Origin of the sequence: Paenibacillus sp. FSL R5-0749 (genome assembly GCF_038595085.1) — a bacterium.
GTDB lineage: Bacteria > Bacillota > Bacilli > Paenibacillales > Paenibacillaceae > Paenibacillus.
On sequence record NZ_CP152005.1, the window covers coordinates 1,633,808 to 1,657,776 of the forward strand.

The 23,969-nt window shown below is 45.9% G+C and carries 25 protein-coding genes, 1 tRNA gene and 1 riboswitch; of the genes, 21 read left to right on the plus strand and 5 right to left on the minus strand.

Going from position 1 to position 23,969, the window contains the following annotated elements:
* Positions 1 to 41 precede the first annotated feature (41 nt).
* A complete protein-coding gene (locus MKY85_RS07115; RefSeq protein WP_342572200.1) occupies positions 42 to 743 on the minus strand; it encodes an urease accessory UreF family protein in 702 nt (233 codons plus the stop codon).
* Between the two features lie 443 nt (positions 744 to 1,186).
* On the opposite strand from MKY85_RS07115, the gene MKY85_RS07120 reads away from it, so the two are divergent.
* A tRNA-Leu gene (locus MKY85_RS07120) sits at positions 1,187 to 1,269 on the plus strand.
* 148 nt (positions 1,270 to 1,417) lie between these two features.
* On the opposite strand, the gene MKY85_RS07125 is transcribed toward MKY85_RS07120, so the two are convergent.
* A complete protein-coding gene (locus MKY85_RS07125) occupies positions 1,418 to 1,897 on the minus strand; it encodes a glutathione peroxidase (RefSeq protein WP_215076520.1) in 480 nt (159 codons plus the stop codon).
* Positions 1,898 to 2,268: 371 nt separating this feature from the next.
* Positions 2,269 to 2,444: riboswitch (cyclic di-AMP (ydaO/yuaA leader) on the plus strand.
* Positions 2,445 to 2,559: 115 nt separating this feature from the next.
* Between MKY85_RS07125 and MKY85_RS07130 the strand changes: the two genes are divergently transcribed.
* Positions 2,560 to 2,958, plus strand: coding sequence for a hypothetical protein (locus tag MKY85_RS07130; RefSeq protein WP_342572201.1), 399 nt, complete (start codon positions 2,560 to 2,562; stop codon positions 2,956 to 2,958).
* A 336-nt stretch (positions 2,959 to 3,294) separates the two neighbouring features.
* A complete protein-coding gene (locus tag MKY85_RS07135) occupies positions 3,295 to 3,978 on the plus strand; it encodes an HAD family hydrolase (RefSeq protein WP_339259509.1) in 684 nt (227 codons plus the stop codon).
* 135 nt (positions 3,979 to 4,113) lie between these two features.
* Here MKY85_RS07135 and MKY85_RS07140 read toward each other — a convergent pair whose 3' ends face one another.
* Positions 4,114 to 5,466 carry an Nramp family divalent metal transporter gene (locus MKY85_RS07140; protein WP_339240391.1) on the minus strand — a complete coding sequence of 451 codons (1,353 nt, stop codon included), beginning with the start codon at positions 5,464 to 5,466 and terminating at the stop codon, positions 4,114 to 4,116.
* Positions 5,467 to 5,795: 329 nt separating this feature from the next.
* Here MKY85_RS07140 and MKY85_RS07145 point away from each other — a divergent pair, with 329 nt between their 5' ends.
* The 16 genes from MKY85_RS07145 to MKY85_RS07220 all read left to right on the plus strand — a co-directional run bounded on the left by MKY85_RS07145 (position 5,796) and on the right by MKY85_RS07220 (position 20,122).
* Positions 5,796 to 6,215, plus strand: coding sequence for an organic hydroperoxide resistance protein (locus tag MKY85_RS07145; RefSeq protein WP_339259510.1), 420 nt, complete (start codon positions 5,796 to 5,798; stop codon positions 6,213 to 6,215).
* Positions 6,216 to 6,431: 216 nt separating this feature from the next.
* Complete coding sequence (locus MKY85_RS07150; RefSeq protein ID WP_036610816.1) at positions 6,432 to 6,677, plus strand: zinc ribbon domain-containing protein; 246 nt, start codon at positions 6,432 to 6,434, stop codon at positions 6,675 to 6,677.
* Between the two features lie 99 nt (positions 6,678 to 6,776).
* Positions 6,777 to 7,055 carry a hypothetical protein gene (locus tag MKY85_RS07155; protein ID WP_253431871.1) on the plus strand — a complete coding sequence of 93 codons (279 nt, stop codon included), beginning with the start codon at positions 6,777 to 6,779 and terminating at the stop codon, positions 7,053 to 7,055.
* Positions 7,056 to 7,235: 180 nt separating this feature from the next.
* On the plus strand, positions 7,236 to 7,658 hold the full coding sequence (locus MKY85_RS07160; protein WP_339240394.1) for a thiol-disulfide oxidoreductase DCC family protein: 423 nt from the start codon (positions 7,236 to 7,238) through the stop codon (positions 7,656 to 7,658).
* A gap of 61 nt (positions 7,659 to 7,719) precedes the next feature.
* Positions 7,720 to 8,583, plus strand: coding sequence for a DUF6612 family protein (locus MKY85_RS07165; protein ID WP_342572202.1), 864 nt, complete (start codon positions 7,720 to 7,722; stop codon positions 8,581 to 8,583).
* Between the two features lie 218 nt (positions 8,584 to 8,801).
* Positions 8,802 to 9,185, plus strand: coding sequence for a VOC family protein (locus MKY85_RS07170; protein WP_339240396.1), 384 nt, complete (start codon positions 8,802 to 8,804; stop codon positions 9,183 to 9,185).
* A gap of 160 nt (positions 9,186 to 9,345) precedes the next feature.
* Positions 9,346 to 10,563, plus strand: a complete 1,218-nt coding sequence (locus MKY85_RS07175) for a ParA family protein (protein ID WP_342572203.1) — start codon at positions 9,346 to 9,348, stop codon at positions 10,561 to 10,563.
* Entirely contained in the window at positions 10,560 to 11,864 is a 1,305-nt protein-coding gene (locus tag MKY85_RS07180; RefSeq protein ID WP_342572204.1) for an ATPase, T2SS/T4P/T4SS family, read from the plus strand. The genes MKY85_RS07175 and MKY85_RS07180 overlap by 4 nt, the downstream gene beginning before the upstream one ends.
* A gap of 40 nt (positions 11,865 to 11,904) precedes the next feature.
* On the plus strand, positions 11,905 to 12,648 hold the full coding sequence (locus MKY85_RS07185; protein WP_342573292.1) for a type II secretion system F family protein: 744 nt from the start codon (positions 11,905 to 11,907) through the stop codon (positions 12,646 to 12,648).
* 12 nt (positions 12,649 to 12,660) lie between these two features.
* On the plus strand, positions 12,661 to 13,530 hold the full coding sequence (locus MKY85_RS07190) for a type II secretion system F family protein (RefSeq protein WP_339259617.1): 870 nt from the start codon (positions 12,661 to 12,663) through the stop codon (positions 13,528 to 13,530).
* 11 nt (positions 13,531 to 13,541) lie between these two features.
* The gene (locus MKY85_RS07195; protein WP_339240401.1) at positions 13,542 to 13,736 is read left to right on the plus strand and encodes a Flp1 family type IVb pilin; all 195 of its coding nucleotides are present in this window, start codon (positions 13,542 to 13,544) and stop codon (positions 13,734 to 13,736) included.
* Positions 13,714 to 14,391: a TadE/TadG family type IV pilus assembly protein gene (locus MKY85_RS07200; RefSeq protein WP_339240403.1), complete on the plus strand. Its 678-nt coding sequence runs from the start codon at positions 13,714 to 13,716 to the stop codon at positions 14,389 to 14,391. The genes MKY85_RS07195 and MKY85_RS07200 overlap by 23 nt, the downstream gene beginning before the upstream one ends.
* Before the next feature lie 91 nt (positions 14,392 to 14,482).
* Positions 14,483 to 16,600: a hypothetical protein gene (locus MKY85_RS07205; RefSeq protein WP_342572205.1), complete on the plus strand. Its 2,118-nt coding sequence runs from the start codon at positions 14,483 to 14,485 to the stop codon at positions 16,598 to 16,600.
* Positions 16,601 to 16,629: 29 nt separating this feature from the next.
* Positions 16,630 to 17,661 carry a pilus assembly protein gene (locus MKY85_RS07210; protein WP_342572206.1) on the plus strand — a complete coding sequence of 344 codons (1,032 nt, stop codon included), beginning with the start codon at positions 16,630 to 16,632 and terminating at the stop codon, positions 17,659 to 17,661.
* Between the two features lie 16 nt (positions 17,662 to 17,677).
* Positions 17,678 to 18,187: a prepilin peptidase gene (locus tag MKY85_RS07215; protein ID WP_339259627.1), complete on the plus strand. Its 510-nt coding sequence runs from the start codon at positions 17,678 to 17,680 to the stop codon at positions 18,185 to 18,187.
* Positions 18,188 to 18,343: 156 nt separating this feature from the next.
* A complete protein-coding gene (locus tag MKY85_RS07220; RefSeq protein WP_342572207.1) occupies positions 18,344 to 20,122 on the plus strand; it encodes a DUF6382 domain-containing protein in 1,779 nt (592 codons plus the stop codon).
* Positions 20,123 to 20,146: 24 nt separating this feature from the next.
* Here the strand turns inward: MKY85_RS07220 and MKY85_RS07225 are convergent, their stop codons facing one another.
* Both MKY85_RS07225 and MKY85_RS07230 read right to left on the minus strand, forming a co-directional pair.
* On the minus strand, positions 20,147 to 21,058 hold the full coding sequence (locus MKY85_RS07225; RefSeq protein ID WP_342572208.1) for a TIGR01777 family oxidoreductase: 912 nt from the start codon (positions 21,056 to 21,058) through the stop codon (positions 20,147 to 20,149).
* A gap of 156 nt (positions 21,059 to 21,214) precedes the next feature.
* Entirely contained in the window at positions 21,215 to 21,682 is a 468-nt protein-coding gene (locus MKY85_RS07230; RefSeq protein ID WP_339259632.1) for a DUF2621 domain-containing protein, read from the minus strand.
* 170 nt (positions 21,683 to 21,852) lie between these two features.
* On the opposite strand from MKY85_RS07230, the gene MKY85_RS07235 reads away from it, so the two are divergent.
* Positions 21,853 to 22,959 carry a deoxyribonuclease IV gene (locus MKY85_RS07235; RefSeq protein WP_149846393.1) on the plus strand — a complete coding sequence of 369 codons (1,107 nt, stop codon included), beginning with the start codon at positions 21,853 to 21,855 and terminating at the stop codon, positions 22,957 to 22,959.
* Between the two features lie 43 nt (positions 22,960 to 23,002).
* Positions 23,003 to 23,896 carry a formyltetrahydrofolate deformylase gene (purU, locus tag MKY85_RS07240; protein WP_339240413.1) on the plus strand — a complete coding sequence of 298 codons (894 nt, stop codon included), beginning with the start codon at positions 23,003 to 23,005 and terminating at the stop codon, positions 23,894 to 23,896.
* The last annotated feature ends 73 nt before the right edge of the window (positions 23,897 to 23,969 follow it).

Here is a 23,969-nt window from a genome sequence, read left to right on the forward strand (position 1 = left end):
GTTTGATGAAGGGAAGGGGGCGGGTTTGTGGATCAAGAGGACTAGGCTCTGTAGGCATGAAGTCCAGCTCCAAGCATATGGAAACTGGGGAAAAATGATTTCATGGACATTGAGGTTGGCTGTGCCAGTCCATCCGCAGCCGAGGCGCTTACGGTATTCCATTCAGTCTCCAGATCTGAGGCCAGGCGTACCATCAGATCTTTGGTTATATCGTTATTCAGGGGAATGACTTTGGAGGCTTCGGTTATGCAGGCATTCATGGCTGAATGCAGGTAACCAAGGACCGCTTCCTCGACCGGGATGTCGAGGTGGTGGTTAATCCAGGCGTGAACAGTGGAGAGGCAGCCAACCGAATCATATTTGGCGAAGATCTGTTCGAGCTGGCTAAAATCAATCCAGGGGTGCAGAGCGCGTGCCAGTCTGATCAATCGTTTTCCCATGGCGGCAGCTTGTTCTCTGAGATCTCCAGGAGTTCGCTGAACATGGACCAGTTTATCGATCAGAGCTATCCGCCATGTATCCTTGTGATCTGCTGCGGTATAGATGCCTTTGATGGCCATGCCTTCAAGACGAACAATGCTGGGATGCAACTGACAACGCATGAATGATTCGAGATCTTCAGCATTACGAATGGTACCCTCCCTGATATGGATATCCATGCCGAAGGAATGGGTAAACCCTCCAACCTGAATAGAGGAATCAAGCAGTTTGACATAATCGAGCAGCTTATTCCCACGGTTCACATCATTCGCCTCCTGTGTTCGTTAAATGTCATGTTAGATGACATTTATATTCCTTTTTGTTAACTTTATGTTTGAAAATCCGAATTATATGATAGTTATCATCCCATAAACGTCCGCTTTTTGTCAATAGTATCCGTTGAATTTAATGAATAGATTCTGTTATTTAATATTTGTGTCATTTTATATAACTTATTATGTTATTTATGTGACGAAGTGCAGGGAGGAATATATATAAGGAAGGACTATATATAAATGAATCAACAAGATCGGCTCTTACCGAAAAAGAGGGGATCAAATCTAATAATATGCAGTTCATGGGTAAACATGACGAGAATATGCGTTTTTTGAGGAAAATGCCTAGCTAAAAAAGAAGGTTTAAAAAATGCTTTACTTTTATTTCTGAACCCTGTATAATCAATTCTGTTGCCGATTATTTACGACATGCGGTCGTGGTGGAATGGCAGACACGCTATCTTGAGGGGGTAGTGGGCGTATGCCCGTGGAGGTTCGAGTCCTCTCGACCGCATCATATGAACGATGAAGAAGAAGCTTTCCATTAATGGAAAGCTTCTTTTTTTGCCTTTTTGAACAGTCTGGTACCAGAAGTTGAAAAAAAGGCCATCCATTACCGGGGGTAAGGGTGCTCTACCTTCCGGCAAAGGGTGGCCGATGTACTATTTTTGCAGCAAGTTCTTGATATCTTCTTCAATCTTGTCAGGTGTTGTTTTGGGAGCATAACGTTTAACTACCTGTCCGTTCTGATCCACAAGGAATTTGGTGAAATTCCATTTGATTGCTTTGGAGCCGAGCAGGCCGGGTGCTTCTTTGCTAAGGTGTTGGAAGAGCGGGTGAGCACTTGAGCCATTCACATCAATTTTCTCAAACATAGGGAAGCTCACGCCATAATTCATCTGACAGAACTCCGCGATATCGTCGGAAGAACCTTTTTCCTGGGCAAACTGGTTGCTTGGAAATCCAAGGACTTCAAATGGCGCATCCTGGAACTTGTCTTGCAGTTCTTGCAGACCTTTGAATTGAGGTGTAAGTCCGCATGAGCTTGCCGTATTCACAATCAGTAACACTTTATCACGGTAGTCGGACATTTCAACTTCTTGACCGCGAAGGGTATTCACTTTGTAATCGTAGACTGTCATCTCAATCGCCTCCATGATATCATCTGATACCTTTCATTATATTGGTTACAATTAAATAATGCAAAACTAATATGGTGTTAAAAGAATCAAAACTGGCAAGTTGTGCAGAATGCGTGAATGAATTGCGAAGTGATTTACGCCAGAGTGAGAATTAGATAGCCTTGACGAGGTGGATAGCGTATAACCGTATTGTAAGCGTTATTATATATGAATAATGGCGAAAATCTGCCGATTCGGTGATCTGTCCGGACTTTACACCGCCATGGCACGGGTGTATGATTCATATCGTAATTTCAATTTAAAACTAAATTGTACCTGAAAAACGAAACAAACGATAATATCGCTCAATCTTAACTTAAGATATACGAACGATGTTTTAATCGCTGAGTTTCCATTCATTCATGAGTGGGAAACGGGGGAACCAACGGAATGCGCTGTCCAGGACAGTAGGCATTCATGGGGTGAATTTTCCGGTGACAGCCGGAAATAGGGCGACTCTCGCGCCCGAATCCGTCAGCTAACCTCGTAAGCGTTAAAGGGAGAGGCAACAAGCCGTACGCTGGTTCATGGCGATTTCGCCATGGATTCTTTAAGAAGCGTTCGGGAGGCCTTGGTCCCCCACGCTTCTTTTTTGTTGTCTTTTCACGCCAAGGGAGGAACGAATGATGGATAATGAGATGATCTTAGTGACTGCTCCTAATGAAGCAGGACGCAAATTTATCAAATTGCTGATGTACAAAAAAATGCCGTTTGCCGTTCTAACCAACAGTGCAGGGGAAGAGCGCAGACTCCGTAGAATCGGAGTAGAACATGTCATTCGCATGAATACGGCTGCAGCTCAAAAATGGTTTTTGCCGCAGGCAAGCGTTGGCAACGTGTTTATTTTCGAGAACAGTCTGAATCTGACCTGTCGTTATTTACAGATCTGTCGATCGTGGACATCGAAATCCCTATGCGTCATTACGGAGCAAAGCCATCCGAAGGGGATCTATCGGGGAATGGGTGCAGACCGGATTGTATATTCACTCAATGGGGAAGTCGGCTTTCTCCTCAATGGGTAATGTCATAGCTTGAGATTGCTCAGGTGTAAGGTGCCTGTTATAATTGAATGTATCGATAAACGGAAATTTGAGGAGACTCGTGCATGATGGTGAGTCTTCTTTTTTATGGTTTTAAAGGTTAAAGGTAGTTCAAAAAGTCCGCTTTTGATTACGAAGGATGCCTAGCGGCATCATCAGCATCGAATATGTAATTCAGCCGAAATGTCCGTTGCTCACGTAGTTTTCCCTACGCTCCGCTACTCCATTTCTAGCTTCATTCCATCTTCTCGATACTGAAAACCAGACTTTTTGAACACGAACTTTTAGATTGCCTGTGGCTTACAAGGAGGAATTGGCGTGCCGGATGTGGGTGGATTGAAGTGGTTGTTTTTTGATGTTGGAGATACGCTAGTGGATGAATGGGACCCCGTTGATGATATTATCGGACAGTTCGTTCGCGAAGCCGGTGCTTTGGGGTATCCGGTGAAGATTGAGGCGGTACGTGAACTGTTCGCGAACTGTTATCAGAAATATGAACAATGGCCCATGAGAGTGGCAATTCGCACATTCATTGAAGATGAAGGACATCAGAAACAGATTCAGGACAAGCTGAAGTTTAAAAAAGATCTTGAACGACCTTTTCCTTCAGCGGATTCCGTTCTTCAGCAGTTGTCGCGGTATTATCGCATTGGCATTATCGCCAATCAGAGTCCTGGAACGGAAGAAAGACTGGAGAGTTACGGACTGCGAAAGTATGTTGATGTTCTGGCATGCTCGGCTGAAGAAGGGGTGTCCAAGCCAGATCCAGAGCTGTACGCTGTAGCCCTGAAACAGGCGGGTTGTGCACCGGAGGAAGCCGTCATGATCGGGGATCGGATTGATAACGATATCATTCCTGCCCGGAAGCTGGGTATGCGTACGATTCGAATTATGCAGGGCTACGGAAGATTCCAGCCAGACCGATCGGATGACGAACGCGCGGATTGGACTGTGGATTCATTGGATGAACTCCTGCCTTTACTGGTGCCGGATCAGGAATAGATGATTATTTGTTAGAGCTCGGAGTTTTACTACAAAAAGAAACACCTCGCTGTACTGCAATAATAAAGGCTGATCAACTTGGTATTGAATACCGGAGTTGATCAGCCTTTTTGATGTTTAGTCGATATGACGAGATTAGAATAACCGGATCGTCTGAATGATCAGATATACATTCAACACAACGATAATTGCGGCAATGACCCATGAGATGATTTTGAGCCACAATTTGTTAGCGAATGCACCCATGCTTTTTTTATCACTCGTGAACATGACCAGAGGGATTACCGCAAAAGGTAATTGAAGAGACAGTACAACCTGACTCAAAATGAGCAGTTCTTCTGTGCCGTGTTCTCCTGCAATTGCTGTGACAATTACTGCCGGGATGATGGCGATCAGACGTGTGACCAGTCTGCGCAGCCAAGCCGGAATCCGAATGTTGAGGAAACCTTCCATAACAATCTGCCCTGCGAGTGTACCTGTAAGGGTAGAATTCTGGCCTGATGCTAACAGAGCCACACCGAACAGGATACTTGCAATTGTAGTCCCTAATAGGGGGGTGAGCAAGTGGTAGGCATCGGAGATCTCGGCAACCTGCGTCATGCCGGCACTATGGAATACAGCAGCTGATACAATCAGGATGGCCGCATTGATGAACAAGGCGAGTGTTAGCGCGATTGTAGAGTCCATGGTCGAATAACGAATCGCTTCTTTTTTGCCCTGTGGTGTCTGTTCGATCTGACGCGTCTGCACAATGGAAGAATGCAGATACAGATTATGCGGCATCACGGTTGCTCCTATAATACCAATGGCAATATAGAGCATGGCAGGGTTCTGCAGGATCTCCACATTTGGGACAAAACCATGGAGAACACCGCCCATATCCGGTTTTGCCAGGAACAGGTCAATCCCGAAGCAGAGGGCAATGGTGGCCATCAGCACGATGACGAGTGTTTCCAAGGCGCGGAAGCCTTTGTTTTGCAGTACAAGAATCAGGAGTACATCAACGGCGGTGATGATAACTCCGTACAACATGGGGATGTTAAATAAGAGCTTTAACGCGATGGCAGAACCGATGACCTCAGCCAGATCGGTAGCCGCAATGGCCAGTTCACACAGAATCCATAACATGACGACAACAGGCATGCTGAAGCGTTCGCGGCAGGCTTGGGCCAGATCCCGTCCAGTGACGATGCCAAGCTTTCCTGCCAACGATTGAAGTACAACGGCCATCATGTTCGAGAGCAGGATGACGGATAACAAAGTATACCCGAACTGCGATCCGCCGGCGATATCTGTTGCCCAGTTGCCGGGGTCCATGTAACCTACGGCCACGAGATACCCTGGCCCTACAAAAGCGAGAAATTTCTTCCACCATGCCGCATTCTGCGGTACTTTCATGGAACTATGTGCTTCTCCGAGTGAAGGGGCTATGCCTGCAGTAGACAATGATTCACTTGAAGGAGCGTTGAATGGATTTTTTTTACTCATACGTTTATCACCTGACTCTTTGGAATAGTGATGCGGGACGAACCGCTCAAGATATATCTAAATTTTTATGTTTATTGTTACATTGTACTCCTTCAATAATTTTTGTCTAGTGCAACTTTTATGTATTAACACAAAAAATATGTTCTAATTTGAAAATGCTCTTTTGTATATTACCCAACCCGGGAAAAAATACAGATATGTGGATAAGATGCATGAAAATAATAAAGATGTAAAAGCTGATAAAGATATAAAATGCGTTTCAAATTGAGCCAGAAGTTTAAATTGAATTGAAGGCATTTAAAACTATACGGATAAGGGAGAGATTCTTAATGGAAGCTTTATATACAGCAGTAGCGACAGTTAAAGGTGGACGTACAGGTTCGGTGACTTCTTCGGATGGCATGCTTAAACATGATCTGAAAATGCCCAAAGAGCTTGGAGGTTCCGGTGGTGAAGGTACCAACCCTGAACAGCTCTTCGCCGCTGGATATGGAGCATGTTATGAAAGTGCCCTAGCCAATGTAGCACGCAAAGCAGGCGTGAAATTGGAGGATGTGGTCGTTACAAGTAACGTATCCATTGGTAAGGACCCTGCGGATGACGGTTTCCAGTTATCTGTTCGCTTGGACGTTAGCATGCCAGGTGTGGATCACAGTCAAGCAGAAGATCTGGCTCGCAAGGCACATGATTTCTGTCCATATTCCAAAGCGACACGTGGCAATATTGATGTTGTATTAAACGTAGTCTAAGATTTGACTACCCAATCAAAGGGGAACATATAGAGCAGGGTATCTCAGATACCTGATGTTCGTTCGTTTGAGTACAAAGCCCTGCTGGCCATCGGCAGGGTTTTGTGTTGATTATAATATAAGGGCAGGATGCAGGAGATCAGATGTCCAATCGCGTACTTTTTACATAATTGCACTCCCACTTCATGCTACACATTCCATAAAGGGGGAACGAAGATGAGTATTGAAGAGATGATCGAGCGCCGATTTGTATGTACAAAATGCAGGGGCACGGATTGTAACATTAAGGAAGTTTCCATGTCAGGAGCAGGCCTGAGCAAGATGTTCGATATACAACATAACCATTACCTGTTCGTGGCTTGTGCTTCCTGCGGCTATGTTGAAGTATTTGATCCGGATGTTTTGAAAGGTAAAAAACAAGGGCAGGTAGGGACGATTCTGGATATTCTGTTTGGTGGGTAGACATGCGCGAGTTGACATTGAACTGAATTTTCTTTAATATAACTTAGTACTGAGTAGTGTCATTGCATGAACCAAATTTGAATTAAACAGGTGATATCCATGTCTTATAGACCGCGTATTGCAGATTTAGAACTAGCTTATGGTAACAAGGAAGACGGATTGTACGAATTCAAAATGAATTTGGTAGACGGTACAAAATGCCGTGTATTCTACTCCCGTTCTCCGGAATGGAAGATGACCAATATCAGCCGTCTGCAGAAAACGCCTTGTCCAGTATGTCGCAAAGATTTCATTTGCAAATGTATGGACCAGTGGGCAAGTGACCTGCATCAACAAATGATCGATGACCAATGGATGGAAAAGGCAATTGCTGAGTAATTGTCGGACAAGATACGAGCGTGGGCACAATGCCTGCGCTCTTTTTCTTTATACTTCCTAACAATGCGTGTTCAAAAGTGGACTTTTTGAACCACCTCTATAATTAAATTTTAGAATTAGGAAACAAGATGGCTCAGATTGGGTAAGTTACTCTAACCGCAACAATAGGAGGCAGCCAATATGACAGCAAATCAAACGGATGTGCATCAGGGACATCCCATCGTACTGGTGGATGGCGTCTGTCACTTCTGCCAGGGCTTAACCAAATGGATTATCAAACGTGACCCGGAAGGGAAATATCATTTTGCTTCGCTCCAATCGGATGTGGCCAAGGAACTGCTGGTAAAGGGTAACCTGTCGACAGACAGTATGGATACTTTTGTTCTGATTGAGAATGGAAAATACTATACACGTTCAACGGCCGCACTGCGATTGGCTAAAGGTCTGAAGTTTCCTTATCCATTGTTATATGTGTTCATTATTGTACCGAAATTTATTCGCAATGCAGTCTATAACTGGGTTGCTCGCAACCGTTATCGCTGGTTTGGCAAGGATGAAGCATGCATGTTGCCTACCCCGGAGATCAAAGATCGATTTTTATGATTAATAACGGAAATAATTGGGTAATGACTACAGATCATATCTAATTTGGGAGGACAACAACTTGAAGAAGTGGACTACATTATTTATCGGGGCATTATTAGCAGTAAGCTTGGCAGCATGCGGTAACGACACAGATAATACAGCAACGCCGCCAGCCACTAACAACGAAACATCCAACGAGGGCAATACACCTGCAGAGCAGGAAACAAAGATCCCTACCTTGGACGAACTGATTACCAAAACCAATGCAGCAACGAAAGAAATGAAAAGCTTCACAACTGAAGCAAACATTGATCAGAATCTGAAATTGGATGCGGGTGAACAGTCCCAGGATCAACAGGTTAAAACATCGCTCAAGATGGATATTATCAAAGATCCAATGATGATCTATCAAGAGATGAAAATGGAAATGTCGGGACAGGAAGCTCAGAACGTGAAGCAGTATATCACTTCGGATAAAATCTACTCCCAAGTTGGGGACCAATGGGTTGCGATTCCTGAAGCTCAAACTGCTGCATTAATTGAGCAGATGAAAGCAAGCATGAATCCGGAAGGTGAATTGGAGCAATTTAAAAAGATCCAAGACGATACTGAAGTAACCGAAGAAGGCGACAATTATGTGATTAACGCTGACGTATCCGGTGATAATGTAAAAGAGTTGGCCAAATCCGTAATGGAGCAAAACGGCTCGGATGCCCAGATGCAAGCGATGCTAGATCAGATGAATATCACCAGCATGAAGATGAAATACATGATCAACAAAGAAACGTATTTGCCGGCAGGTACAGATGTAGCCATGGTCATGGAGATGGAACAGAATGAACAGAAAATGACGATGGACATGAAGATGACCAGTACATTCTCCAACCATGATCAAGTGGAAGAGATCAAGATTCCACAAGAAGCATTGGATAGCGCGAAGTAAATTGGCTGGCACAACTGCCCTAATGAAATGCTGAAGAACATAAGAAGCGATGGACGTACATCCTTGTGTACCGTTTACGCGCACCTCTGAATTAGATCTGTGTGAGCCACGAGGTTCACCGGATTCAAGCAGGGGTGTTTTTCTTTTTAAAAGAGAATATGTTCAGGTGTCAAGGTGTTATAGTATAGTCATAATGAAGCAGAGAGGGGAGACAAAAGATGATCGAATATGCACACATTCACCATGTTAGTCTGGCTGTACGAGATCTGGAAGTCGCGAAAAAATTCTATTCGGGGTTACTGGGAATGCAGGAGATTGAACGTCCGGCTTTTCGCTCCACAGGTACATGGTATGCCATCGGTAGCCAGCAGCTTCATCTGTTACAGCACCCGGAGGGTCACACGTTACGTGAGGCTGGGATTGATACAACGGACGGCCACTTTGCGATCTGGGTGACCAGTTATTCAGGGACTATCGCTTGGCTGGAGCAGCAGGGAATTGAGTACGAAGCCAGACCTGATAGTGTAGCGGGATTCGCGCAGATTTTTGTACTTGATCCCGACCGTAACATTATTGAGTTCGATTCACCCTATGAATCCTAAGGATGAAGGGTTAAAATAAATCCCTTGCTCCACCAGAAATTGTATGCTATATTATCCATACATTCATAGCACGTGACGGAAGCACCGTCCATATACTGCATATTCATGCGGTTATTGGGCGGTGCTTTTTTGTGCTTTCTGACAGGGAGGGAAGGGGAATTTGATTGTACTGAAGGTTGTTCTGGTTTCGAAGGATAGAGATTACATTAGCGCATGGCTGGATTTTGTGCAGGGGAGCTCGTCTGGTTTTCATGTTCGTTTCACGGCATTCTCCCAGGGGGATTCCTTCAGGGAGCATATGAATGAGCAAGAAGGTCGGGAATTACCGGATCTGGTTATTGCGGAACCGGAGTTTCTGAATGACTGGCTGAATAACGGGGGAGAAGGATCAGGTGTACCTTGGCTGATGCTTAGTGAAGGCATGGAAGAGGTGGATGAGGCCAAGCGGCTGTTGAAGTACCAACCTCTGCCTGCTTTGCTGGATGCTGTGATGCATGCCTGCCGGCAACCACGCCGCAAGAAGGTGCATCTTCCGGGACAAGAAACTCTCTCCATCGGTGTAGTATCCGCTTCGGGTGGAAGTGGCAAAACGGCGGTAGCCCTGCATATGGCGAAGCAACTGGGACTTGCGGGATATGCTGTTCTTTATCTGAATCTGGAGACGTTGGATAGTACGCTCCCTTTTCTGGAAAAGGGACTAACTAGAAGTGGGCAGCGCCAGCCTGATGGCGAGACGGGATTGTCACGCCTGTTATACGATCTGAAGGTGGGCAGAAAGGAATCCGGCAAGCAGTTACAGGCGCTATCGAAGGACGTGGATGGATATGTGGTCCGGCATGAAGCATTGAAATCCGATGTGTTCTGGCCATTATCGAATCGTAAAGAATTGTTGCAAATGACTCGTGAGGATACGTCGAATCTGCTTCGTTATTTAACCGATAGCGGACAATATGACATGCTGATTCTGGATGGGGACTCAGGTTGGGATGGGCGCAGTGAAGGGGTGCTGGATACAGCAGATGCATTTGTCTGGTTGGTTGAGGATGATATATCTGCCATGCATCGATGGGGACAATGGTTGCAGCATGCAGAGCGAACGAAGCCGGAGGTGTACGAAAGTATCATGGACCGATCACGTTTTGTAGTTAACAAATATCGGGACAATGTTATCAATGCACTTCCACGTCCTGATCTGCATCTGGATGCAGTGTTGCCCTATATCCCTTCTTGGAAACAACTCAGTCAGGAGGAAGTCCTGCTTAGTTCACCGATCTTCCAACGTGAAGTGAAGAGATTATGTGCCATGCTGGTACAAGATGGCGAAGAAGAATTGAAGCAGACGGGACGAATTCAGAAGCAGGATCGGTGGGCACTATGACGGATTCAACCCATAGAATACTGGATCGTGAAGAACAGTTTCAGATGATGCGCAGGGAAGTCAGAGCTGGGCTCGATTTAACCTCTTCAGCAGGAGATGATGAACTGTGGCAAGGGATAGAACGCAAAGTTCTCACCGACCCGAAGCTGGATGATCTGACCTCAGGAGAGCGTCACACGCTGGTACAGCGATTGTTTGACTCCTTTCGTGGATTGGATATTTTGCAGCCACTTGTGGATCATCCCGATATTACGGAAATTATGATCAATAGTCACAAGGAGATTTTTGTGGAGCAGGAAGGTGAAGTCAGCCAGATCACCCTTGAATTTGAGTCCAGGGAACGGCTTGAGGATATTATTCAGATGATTGTGTCTGGTGTAAACCGGATTGTGAATGAGTCTTCGCCAATCGTAGATGCCCGTTTAAAGGATGGTTCACGGGTCAATATCGTGTTGCCTCCCATTGCCTTGAAAGGCCCCACGATGACGATTCGTAAATTCCCCAGTGAACCGATGAAGATGTCCGATCTGATTGAAAAGGGAGCCCTGCATGAAGAAGCGGCAGAATTATTGCAGCAATTGGTACGGAGCAAATATAACATCTTCATTGGAGGGGGGACCGGATCGGGAAAAACGACCTTCCTGAACGCACTATCCCAGTTTATCCCTGCCGATGAGCGGATTATTACCATTGAGGATTCGGCTGAGTTACAGATTGTTACGGTACCCAATCTGGTGTCACTGGAAACGCGGAATGCCAATACCGAAGGCAAGGGGCAGATATCCATTCGGGATCTGATCAAGTCTTCCTTACGGATGCGTCCGAATCGGATTGTGATTGGTGAGGTAAGGGGCGCAGAAGCGCTGGATATGTTACAGGCCATGAACACAGGTCATGATGGATCTTTATCAACTGGGCACGCGAATACCATCTCGGACATGATTAGCAGACTGGAAACGATGGTGCTCAGTGGTGCGGATCTCCCCATTACGGTTGTAAGGCAGCAGATTAGTTCAGCAATTGATATTTTTGTACATCTGTCCCGGCTACGAGATCGCTCACGGCGGGTGACAGAGATTAGTGAAGTGATTGGCATGCAGAACGGTGAGGTTTTGCTGAACCCACTGTTTCGTTTCCAGGAGCAAGAAGAGCGTGAAGGCAAAATTATTGGTGGACTAATACAGGTTGGAAAGTTGAATCAGGTGGATAAAATTCAGATGTCTGGGCTCGGAGAATGGCTGGATGGATACATAGAACAATATAGTATGGAATCGGATTCATCAGATAACAACGTGAATTAAAGTTATTGGAAGGTGATTACTGTTGGGTGAAGCCAGACAGATGTTGACGGATTACACCGTATATACGCTTTCCCGGAGACAGCGAATGGTCTGTATGCTGATTAGCGGTCTGTTGTTTTTTGGCATCGGAATTCTGTTCTACCATCACTGGTTGGCTGGGGCAATCCTGGCTGCAGGCTGTATATGGGTACCAAAACATTGGACTAAAGTGCTGCTGGAACGAAAAAGAATGACACTCAGTTTACATTTTAAACAAGCATTATATGCATTATCTTCGGCACTTGCCGCCGGAAAATCGGTGGAAAATGGATTCAAGGAATCCGTAGAGGATCTGCGAATGTTGAACCCGGAAGCAGATACCGATCTGATTCGTGAGTTCACGATATTGCGAACACGGATGGAGTATGGACAACCGATTGAAGAGGCACTACAGGACTTTTCGGATCGGGCACAGATTGAGGATATTACGAACTTTGCAGATGTGTTCATTACTTGTAAACGAACGGGCGGGGATCTGGTTGAAGTCGTGCGCCGCACCTCGGCTGTTATCGGGGAAAAGCTGGATATTCAGCAGGATATTATGGTCGCAGTGGCACAGAAGAAATTTGAATCCAAGGTCATGTTTGCAGCTCCATTTATTTTTTTGATATTTCTCAATCTGACCGCCAAGGACTTTATGGAGCCATTATATAGCGGGATGGGATATCTCATCTCTACTGGTGCACTTGCAGTGTTGGCCTGCTGCTATCTGTGGATTAATCGCATTATGGATATCAAAGTATAAGGAGCTGAAACGATGCTGCTTCCCGTTATAGTCGCAGGGATGCTCGGAGCGGGATGGCTGGTACTGGATCGAACCCGGGGACAGACCTACCGGCATCTGCGCAAACTGGATATGGAAGGATTACGACTGAAGAAATTGCATGGCCCATTCCTGTTCATACTGGACAAGTTCGAGATTGGACGCAGATTGCCTGTGCTCATGTTTCGGATGCAACATGCCATTCAGAAAATGTATGGCATACAGCACAGTGGGGAGAAAACGATGCTCTATTGCGCTGAAATGTTAACCTACACGTGGCTTATGTTACTGGCAGGTTGTCTGTTAACACTTGTTGGAGATATGGGCATCGGAGGTATGGTGGGTGGACTGGCATTAGGAATAGCTTTACCTTTTGCACTCTATAAAGACCTCAATACCAAGGTCCAGCGGAGAGATCAGGACATCCTTATGGAGCTGCCCGAGCTATTGAACCGAATTGTTCTATTAGTAGGCGCCGGGGAGACCGTTCAGCGTGCCATCGTCCACTGTGTCACAAGCCAGGGGGAACGAGATCATCCGCTGTACAACGAACTCAGAAAAACCGTGGGAGATTGGAATAATGGCTACTCGTTTCAACAATCATTTGAACAGTTCAGTCGCCGCTGCGGTGTACAGGAAGTGACGATCTTTACAACAACGGTGCTGCTGAATTTCCGGCGTGGGGGAGGTGACTTTGTATTGGCGCTGAGGGATCTGTCACATGTGTTGTGGGAGAAACGCAAGGCTGTCAGTCGGGCGAAGGGAGAACAGGCTTCTTCCAAACTGGTGTTTCCGATGGTACTTATCTTTTTTACGATTGTGGTTATGATCGGGACACCTGCTTTTATGATGATGAATATGTAGGAGGAATTGGGATGATGGAATTGATGAAAAGAAAAGTAGCTGGATTTTGGAAGGAAGAGGACGGGCTTGGCACGTTGGAGCTGATTCTGATCATTGGGGTTATTATCATTATTGCTGTGATATTTAGAAAGCAAATAGAGGCATTGGTGACTGACCTTCTTGACAAAGTAGACACAAAAAGTAATGAATTCTTCCCGAATTCTTAGGCTGAAAAAGGAAGAAGGGAGCTTCACCGTTGAAGCCTCCCTGATCTTCCCTGTTGTGCTGTTTATTTTGGTGTTACTGCTATTCTTCACCATGTACATGTATCAAAAGACATTCCTGAATCAACATGCCTATGCAGCTTCCGAACGTGCAGCTTATAGCTGGGACAACAGTCACAAACAGGCGATGACAGGTGAATTCGTCGCTGGGGAACATGACAATCTTTACTGGAGACTGACGGATGATCGGATGCTCGGAGCACTGTTTGGCTGGGCGGGAGCGGACAACCAGGTTAGCGTTTCAATACCTGCTGGTGAAGGCGGAAGTCTCTCGGAACAGAAATTGGCACAAGCAGTTCAACATATGCCCTCAGCCATGAAAGGCACGATTGAGTATCAGAATTCTCTGATTCAGCGGAAAATAACGACCAAGCTGGAACAAGTGATTTCTTTGCCTCTTCCTTCCTTTTTGTTTGATTCAGGTAACCGGGTTCTAACTCAAGGATCATCCGCAGTTGTTGAACCGGTGGAATTCATTCGAACGGTAGATTTGGTCCGTTATTACGCAGCCAAGTTTAAAGGCAAGGGTGGTGCGGCGACCAGTACAGCGGCAGAGGCCGGACAGGTTGTGCAGCATTTTGGCAAAAGCAAAAAATGAGAAAAGGAGGAGGGGGGAGCTGTTTAGAAAAAAAGACGGTGAGTTGGGAGCCGTAACCCTTTTTTTAATATTAATATTGGCGGGAGTTTATATGTTTGTCGCCATATTTATTGATTATGCTCGTATTGCTGCCTTCAAGGTGCAGACCGAACGAATGACTCATGCTGCAATGAGATCGGTCATGTCAGCCTATGACACCTCCCTGCGGGAGTACGGTTTATTCGGGTATGGTGACAGCAGTGGGGATGCAATTATGGCGAAAGTGCTGAATGATAGTGTGAAACCCTCGTCTGTAAAAGACAAATTTCCCATTCTGGATATCCAGTGGGATACAACTTCGCTGAACATGGAGCGTGAACTGGGAAGATACGATATATTTAATCGTCAGATTCAGGAGGATATGAAGTATCGGGCTCCGGTTGATTTTACCGTTGAAGTAATCAATCGGTTCAAACCGATGTCAGACGAGATGAAGGAAGCCGCGCACACGGTAGACTTGCTGAAGAAATTACAAAAGTTATATGACAAACGTGAAGAGTTGTTGGATGAGGCCATTGCCAATCAGACGGAATCGGCAGAGAAACTGAAGAATCTTCCGAAGTTGATTATGGACCCGCCTTCACAGGCTATCTACGATGAGATGCTGGAAGATACACCAGAGACTGCTGCCGAGGCAGCGGCACGTTATGCGGATTATCTGAACAAGCAAAGGGCAGATGAGGGATTGCCGTTCAGAGAACAACAATACATATTGGAACTGGCTCGTTATCGGACGGGTGTTGGGAATGTGGTCACGGGCATCAGCATGATCATACAACCGGCGTTACAGGCCCATCAAACGAAGCTGGAGGAAGCACAGGCCAAGATCGAAGAAGCACGCAAGATCAATGAGGAAATGAAACGTGTGATCACGGAGGGGGAGAACCGTTCGGAGAACGAAAGTTACGACAACGTGGGCAATTCGAATCTGCCTGGAACGAGCCCTGCATCTACAGGATCGGGCACTGAAGCCAAAAGTGCACGTTCTCTTGCTTCGGAGCTTGTGAGGGCAGATAGCCTGTTCGATCAGTTGAAGGCACGGATGGTTTCCCAGAATTCGGACTTCTCTAACGTCAGAAGAGACAACATGGAATTGAATACACAGCTTCGCAGTGTCACGGGTATGAGCGGTGTTCCGATTAAACCCGCGGTTAGACAGGCAAGCCAGATAACAGAACGATACATGGATACTTATGTGCGCAGCGGCCCTGCCAACCTCATCGAACAGAGTAAACAGCAGCTGGAGAGTGGTCGTGTTTCGGACGCTCAGCGTAAAGCGAATGATAAGGAATCCAAAGGGAAATTAAAGGAAGTTAAACGAATCTTGTCGCAGATTCAGAGTGGAAGTTCAGGTTCCATGGACGCTTTCAAACAGCTGGAGGAGTATTACAACGCTAATATAGCTTTTAATGAGGCTAGTCGTGAGGAGTCCAAAAAGGCAGAGATTGCTGATGATCCCTATGACTCTGGTGGCGATGCCATGAAGGGAATGGACAGTTTGTTTGGCGGGATGTCAGGTCTCCTGGATAGCCTGGGTGATGAGTTATTCCAGAATGAATACGCTCTAGCCTATTTCAATTCCATGGATTTTGGTCAGCTATTTACCTGGACTGAAGGTGGTGGAGATGCGGGTGATGTTCTCAAATTGGAGAATCAGGAACTGGAGTATATCGTATACGGGTTTCATAATCCATCGGGTAACATCGCAGCGGCATATGCGGAAATCTTCGGGATGCGCCTCGCTATTCGAACCGCAGAAGGATTAATTGAACACAGCAAGTTGGGAAATCCACTTTTGGTGTTATCGGCAGCCATTTTATATGGAATTACAAACGCTATTGCGGATATGGTGAAACTTGCAAAAGAGGGCAGTGTGGAACTGTCCAAATATATCAAAGTCAAATTGACGTATAGGGACCATCTTCGATTGTTCCTCTTGATGCACAGCAACAATGAACGCAAAATGTCCAGAATGCTGGCGTTAATTCGATTGAATACGGGTGTGAATCCGGATGAGAAACAGACGTATGCTTCGGGTAACATGCGAAGTAGCATCAAGTTGTGGTTTTTGCCAGGGGTGGTTAGAAGCATAGGTGCAGTTATGAGTAGTGAGGATCAGGTTGAAGGTGGGCGATTTTTCATTGAGCGGAAGGCGGATTATTCCTATTGAGTGATCGGGATTGTTTCGGTGGAGGGATTATGGATAAGCAGCAACATTACGAAAAAGAAAACGCACAATTACAGAATCGTTTAACAAGATTAATCAGATTGCAACGTTTGAAGTCTCTGAATAAGCAGATATGTCCTCCTAAAAAGGAACAGGGCAGCATGGTTCTGGAAGCCTCACTGGTGTTACCTGTTTTTCTGTTTTTTATCATGTTTCTCATCTTCATTGTGCAAATGACTTTAATCTCCACAGCGCTACAGAGCACAGCAGGGGAAGCGGTGAAGCAGTTATCAACGAAAATATATCCTGTTTCCCTTGCATTCACACCTTCTGATTCTGCCGGAGGTGAAGGCTCTGGAGGAGGGTGGAAGATACCGGAGTTGTCTCTGACGGAATGGGCAGAAGGTTATGCTTCTTCTCTGCCCGAGCCATTAAGTGATTGGGTACGTTCAGCAGCGGCTAGTGGTGAACAACCACTACAGGAGATCAAGACATCCGTCTTGGAAACCGTGCTTGATCCCACGGTAAAACCACTGCTTCAACCCTTTATCGAGCCAACTCTGCTGAACATGGAGCGTCTTCATGTGAATGGGATTTCCATACCCGATCTCAAAAACAAAACAAATCCATATTTCCGACTGGAACTGAGTTATGAATTGCCGGTTAAAGTCCCCTTTCTCAGTAAACCGCTTCGGATTCAGGCTGCTGCGGCAGAACGGGTATGGATTGGAGATACCGGAGAAGGGGCAGATGGTAGCGCAGGGAGCGGGGATACTGCCGGTTCAGCAACGGTATTGTCTAAGCCTGACCCGGCTTACATAGGCAACAATGCAACGATCAAGGTGAAGGTAGAACCAGGAGCGAGCGCGAATTTAACGATATTTTACAAGTCAGGTGAAAGTTCTGCGAAGCACATCGGATGGGCCACCGCAGATGAGAATGGAATAATTGAATGGACCTGGTTTGTTGGCACTCGGACAACAGAAGGAACATGGAGTTTTGTTGTCGAGACAGGAGACGGTACCAAGACGGAGACTACGTTTAACGTGGCCTCCAGAAAATAAGGAAGGGGATGATAGAGTGGAGTGGTTCTACATTGCCTGTGGCATATACATTATTGCAGCTTTTATTACTGACATACGATCCATGAAAATTCCAAATCGATTAACTTTACCCGTGACTGTTGCAGGTGTACTGGCCCATATCATATGGGGAGGTTGGGATGGGTTCTTATTCTCGGCTGCTGGATTTGCAGCAGGTTTTGGTATTTTGTTTCTGATGTATGTCATTGGCGCAGTAGGGGCAGGAGATGTGAAATTGTTTGGTGCGATTGGCGCATGGACGGGGTTTGCTTTTGGCATTCATGTGATTATTTACTCTGTTTTGTATGCAGGAGCTATTGGTTTAGTGATACTTCTATTCCGCAAGGACTCAGCGAAACGAATTCGTGGCATGGCAGGCAATCTTGCCGGTTTTTTCATGCTTGGTTCCCTCAAGCTGCTGAACACAGAGAAGACATTAAAGTTTCCATTTATGCTGGCCGTATTGCCTGGATTTATCACGGTGCTTATTTCAGGACTTTTCCCTTGAGTGAAGGAGTAAAGAAGTTTTGAGAGTAACAGTGATAGAAGATGGCACTACAATTGGAGTGGCAGAGTGTAACATATTGTAACTCAACTTAGATCAACTAAACTTTTTACATTTTCTTTAGTTGATCCTATATAACAATGGAAAGAGAGGATTGGCATGTATGGATTAACGAGAGATTTTATTCGTAACGGCGGAGCGTTTATGGTTTTGGAGAAAGAGGACGGATTACGAATGGAGGAATTGAGCCGGGTACAGATGGGCATGCTGTCCTCCAATCAGATTCCGCGACTTCTTCCTGTTCATATTCGGGAAGTGGACCGAAATGTAACTTTGCAGTACGACATATCGGGGTACAAGATGTTATCCCAGATGTTAAAGTCAAGTAAAATCAAATTGCGTGTTCTGTACGGTCTGTTGTTCCAATTAGCCGATGCCTTCACGGAATGCCGACAGTATATGCTGGAGCCTCGTAAATTATTGATCCAGGAAGAATACTTGTTCATCAACGGTTCATTCGAACAGGGTGAGCTTGGCATAGTCTATGTACCAATCATGGATACGGTTGAAGTTGATCCAACGCCTCAGCAATTCCGTGAGCTGGTAATCAGGCTGATGGCCCATGTACAGGAACTGCAGGGAGAAGGAATTCAGCGTGTTCTGCAGTTATGTGACAATGAACGCTGGGATATCAGACAGTTGCGAGAGCTCTTGCTGGAATTGTACGCGGACGAGCAAGAGAATGGAGGAAGTGCAGCATTTCTCTCGTCCAGAACATCGGAAAACGTGAATGATCTACGAGGTAATTTTCATTCGTCAATTACTGGGCGGGATAACAGGCAATCCGCTAGTTATTCTCGTCCAGATCAACCTGGTGCGCCTGTTCAAAAGGCTGCTGTGGAGCCCGTGCTAAATTTCCGTCAGACACAGAAAACGAGTGAATCCGAGGTTGAAGACTTTCCGATGAGATCTCGGACCTTTTCAGGCAGGCGCTCACCTGGACAATCTTCATTGGAGAGTACAAACAGCATGGATAAGAGACGAAGTAACCCGCATAATTCTGATTCGCTAGAGCCCGTTGATATGGAAGTAGAGGAAAAGCCTGCAACCTCCAAAATAACCTATGTCATATTGGGCTGCATGGTAGCCATGGCATTGGCATGGAGATTCATATACATGGAGCAACCGGGACAGACGCAGATGATCCTGTGCATGGTACTGAGCCTTGGTTTGCTTGGTGTAGCAGGATGGACTTGGAAGCGTAAGGGAATCACTCGTAATGAACCAGAAAATAAGCGGTCTTTTTCATTCAATTTAGGTAAGAACAAAGGGAAGCAGACGGAAGAAGAAGAGGAACCGTTTCAGGAGAGTTGGCGCTGGAATACAGCTGAAAGGCCAGTGGAACGCATAAACCAAACGATTGCATCCGCGTCAGAAGGTGGTAGTGAGCATTCCCATTATCAAAGCCTGCATATGACACCTGAACACTCTGATCCACCGTTCGTTCAGCGCCATGTGGAATCGGTAGCTTCAACTTCAGAGCTAATTCGACAGGATGCAGTTGCGGAGGCAACCGTGAATCTGCAGAATCTGGCCAAAGGTAACTTTAATGGGGAAGGGCCGGTGAAGGCGTCTTATTATCTTGAACGAAGATCGGGAAGCAGTGACCAACATGAACGGATGGATGTGCAAGGAGCATCTTTTGTCATCGGAAGATCAGCCGACATGGTTCAGTGGGTCGATACAGCGACCGGTGTGTCCCGTGCTCATGTGGAATTGAGCCGGAACAAATCGGGCTATGTCATTAAGGATCTGGGTTCAGTGAATGGAACTATTCTTCAGGGTAATATTCTTGCTCCTTATAAGGAGTATCCCTTGGCGGATGGAGATACATTTACACTGGCGGAGTCTGTCTACATTTATCGGTCGGTTGGATAAGCAAAGATCAGTCCCGCAGTTGTATTAATCAGATAATCCACGATGTTTCAAGTCTTCCAGCGCTTGAGTTAACGTAGGGAAGGTGAATTGGAATCCGTGGTCGAGTGCTTTTTGCGGAATGACTCTCTGCCCTTGAAGCAAAACAACGGATAGTTCACCAACTAAGGTTTTAATTAAGAAACCGGGTACGGGGAACCAGTGAGGGCGATGATATACCTTGCCCACCGTGCGACCGAATTCATCATTGGTGACAGGGTTCGGGGAGGAAGCATTGACCGGACCTGCCACTTGTTTATTTTGAATGCTAAAATCAATGAGTCTTACGATATCCATAATGTGAATCCAGCTGGTCCACTGTCTGCCACTGCCGATTTTGCCGCCAAAACCCAGCATATAAGGAAGTTTCATCAATGGAAAAGCACCTTTTTTATGACCGAGAACCAGACTCACCCGGATTTTAACGAGTCTTACATTTTTGATTGCATCTGCAGCAACTTCCCACTGTTCCGAGACCCGGGACGGAAAATTCATGGATTTTTGCGGACTGCTTTCGTCAAAGGTTTCGTTCGGTGAGGTTCCATAGATGGCCATGGCAGAAGCCTGAACGACCACTTCCGGCTTTTGCTCCAGGGTTTCTACCAATCGGGCTACCCGCGCTACGGTCGTTACTCGGGATTCAACAATCTCCAGCTTTGCCTTGGTTGTCCAGCGTTGATTCAGCGTTTCTCCAGCAAGGTTAACGAGAGCGTCCATACCTTCAAGCAAGTGAGGTTGTTCTTCGACTTGCTCCCATGATATATATGTAAGATTTTTACTTGGATTATGCAGGTCAGGCAGTTTTCGTGTAATAACTTTCACATGGTGTCCGGCTTGCAGCCAGTAATCTACAAGTGCTCCTCCCACAAATCCGGTACCTCCACAAATGGCAATTTTCATATCAAACATCCTCTCTATATTTCACTGCCCTGATATTCACCCATGAATCGACAAACAGCCCCGTACGGTAAGCAATGCTTGTTGGGAACGACTTACCTGACGGAGCATATCTGTACATTAACCAAATCTATATATGGCTTAACTTATCTTTGTACTTTATTTAATCAAATGTTGATAAGGGGAATAATCGATTTTGTTTTTCTCCAAGAATTTTACCAAAAACTTATTATCCCGCTTCGGGGTGGCAATAATGTATCCTTTGATACAATGATCTCTCGATACTTCCGTGGCGTTGTCTTCAACTGCAATTTTACCGATCTCTGCAGCAATGGAATGTTTGGCGATGTCACGAAATGGCCCAGGTACAGGCTCGACGAGCTGATCCAAAAAAGCTTTGGCTTCATCCGTCCATAAATGACGGCTGGTTTCCACCCAATAATTTTGCCAATCCAGTTTGGACTTTCCGTCTGCTTTGGGTAGCACTTTCAAAAACTTGCGCATCATGAAAAATCCACCGATACACATGCTGCCAAGCAATAAAAAAGTCCAGAATGCGATCGTATTCATAAACCAGTTGCTGGGGGAACTGCTGGTCAGTATCATCGTGTAGGAGTCGAAAATCATTGCGGAGTCACCTCGGTTCATTGATTTTCACGGAAAGACGGATTCCGCCTACCCATGTTCCATAAATTAGCTGTCAAAAATAGCCTCTATCCCGAATTATAGCGCATTTCTAGATTTATTTCGATAATCGCGTTAGAATAAGGGATAATTCAGATTAAGGGGGATCAATAATGCTGAAAATCGGCTCCCACGTGTCCTTTTCGGACAAGGGATTATTGAGTGCAACGAAGGAAGCGTCCTCGTACGGTTCCAGTTCGTTTATGATATATACGGGTGCACCACAGAATACACGTCGCAAGCCAATTGAATCCATGTATATTGAAGAAGGTAAGCTAGCCATGCAAGAGGGTGGAATGGAAGATATCGTTGTCCATGCACCGTACATTATCAATCTTGGCTCATACAAAGACAACACGTATAGACTCGCTGTAGATTTCCTACAGGAAGAGATCCGTCGTACTCATGCCATTGGTGTCAAAAACATCGTATTACATCCCGGCGCTTTTACAGATAAAGATGCCCATTATGGGATCGGACGGATCGCAGAAGGGTTGAATGAAGTGCTGGAAGGTGTGAAAGAGACAGATGTGAACATCGCTCTGGAAACCATGGCTGGCAAAGGTACGGAGATGGGTCGCAGTTTTGAAGAGATCGCCCAGATTATCGAGAAAGTAACGTATAACGAGCGCCTGACAGTGTGTATGGATACGTGCCATATTCATGATGCCGGATACGATATCGTTAACGATTTTGACGGTGTATTGGAACAATTCGATCGCACGGTAGGACTTGACCGCATTGCCGTAATGCATATTAATGATAGTAAGAATGCTGTGGGTGCGCACAAGGACCGTCATACTCCAATTGGCTCCGGCTGGATTGGGTTTGAAGCGATTAACCGCATTGTTAACCATGAGAAGCTTCAAGGACGTCCATTTATTCTGGAGACACCTTGGATTGGCAAAGAGGCTAAAACACAGCGCCCAATGTATGAGGTGGAGATTGCATTGCTTCGTGGGGATGTTGCCGGTCGATTCGGCCAGGAATTCCTGACAGAAGTAGAACAATTGCAACACTTTTTCAAAGGTAAAGAGATTGAGTCCCGTTCGTATATTCTGGATGTGTGGACGCTGCTCAAAAATGATGCTAAAGCCAAAAAGGCAGACCCGCGTGAACCGCTGGAACGCCTCTATGACATGGTGACTGAAGCTGCGTTGTTCCCACATCTGAATGAAGAACAACTGAATCATCGCTTGATTGCATGGCTTGCGGGTTAACCCCGCAGGTCATGGCTTATATTGAAGGAGGAAGAATAACCCGATGGAGATCCACGCTAAACAAGTACGCCCTGATTCTAAAAACCGCGCCGATCGTGCGCGCATGCTCATTTCCTGTCCGGATGGTCCAGGAATTGTAGCTGCGGTATCTCATTTCCTGCATCAGCATGGAGCAAATATTGTTCAGTCGGACCAGTACACCATGGACCCTGCTGGCGGCATGTTCTTTATGCGAATTGAGTTTGATCTTCCGCAATTGTTGGTCAATTTGCCGAAACTGGAAGCAGACTTTGCAGAAGTGGCAAGCCGTTTTCAAATGGAATGGACGCTATCAGCGGTTAGCCGCAAGAAGAAATTAGCTATCTTTGTATCCAAAGAAGATCATTGTCTGGTGGAATTGTTGTGGCAATGGCAGGCAGGCGATCTGGATGCAGATATTGCGCTTGTGGTCAGCAACCATCTGGACATGAAAGAATATGTAGAATCATTCGGCATTCCATATCATCATATTCCGGTTACAGCAGATACCAAGAAAGAAGCGGAACAGCGTCAACTGGACGTGATCGGCAACGATGTGGATGTGATCATTCTGGCTCGTTACATGCAGATCATCTCTCCAATGTTCATTGAGCACTATCGCAATCGAATCATTAATATCCATCATTCATTCCTGCCCGCCTTTGTGGGTGGTAAACCGTATGCACAAGCGTATAACCGTGGTGTCAAAATCATCGGTGCGACAGCGCACTATGTTACGGAAGAACTGGATGGCGGCCCGATTATTGAACAAGACGTGCAACGTGTAAGCCACGGGGATGATGTCACCGAACTGAAGCGTATTGGACGTACCATTGAGCGTGTTGTGCTTGCACGTGCCGTGAAATGGCATGTTGAAGACCGGGTTCTCGTTCATGAAAATAAGACGGTTGTATTTTAAGTTTATACTTTAATACTGTGCAAGGTTGATTCGGAACCACATAACAGATTGAGTAAAAAGCGACCCCATTCGT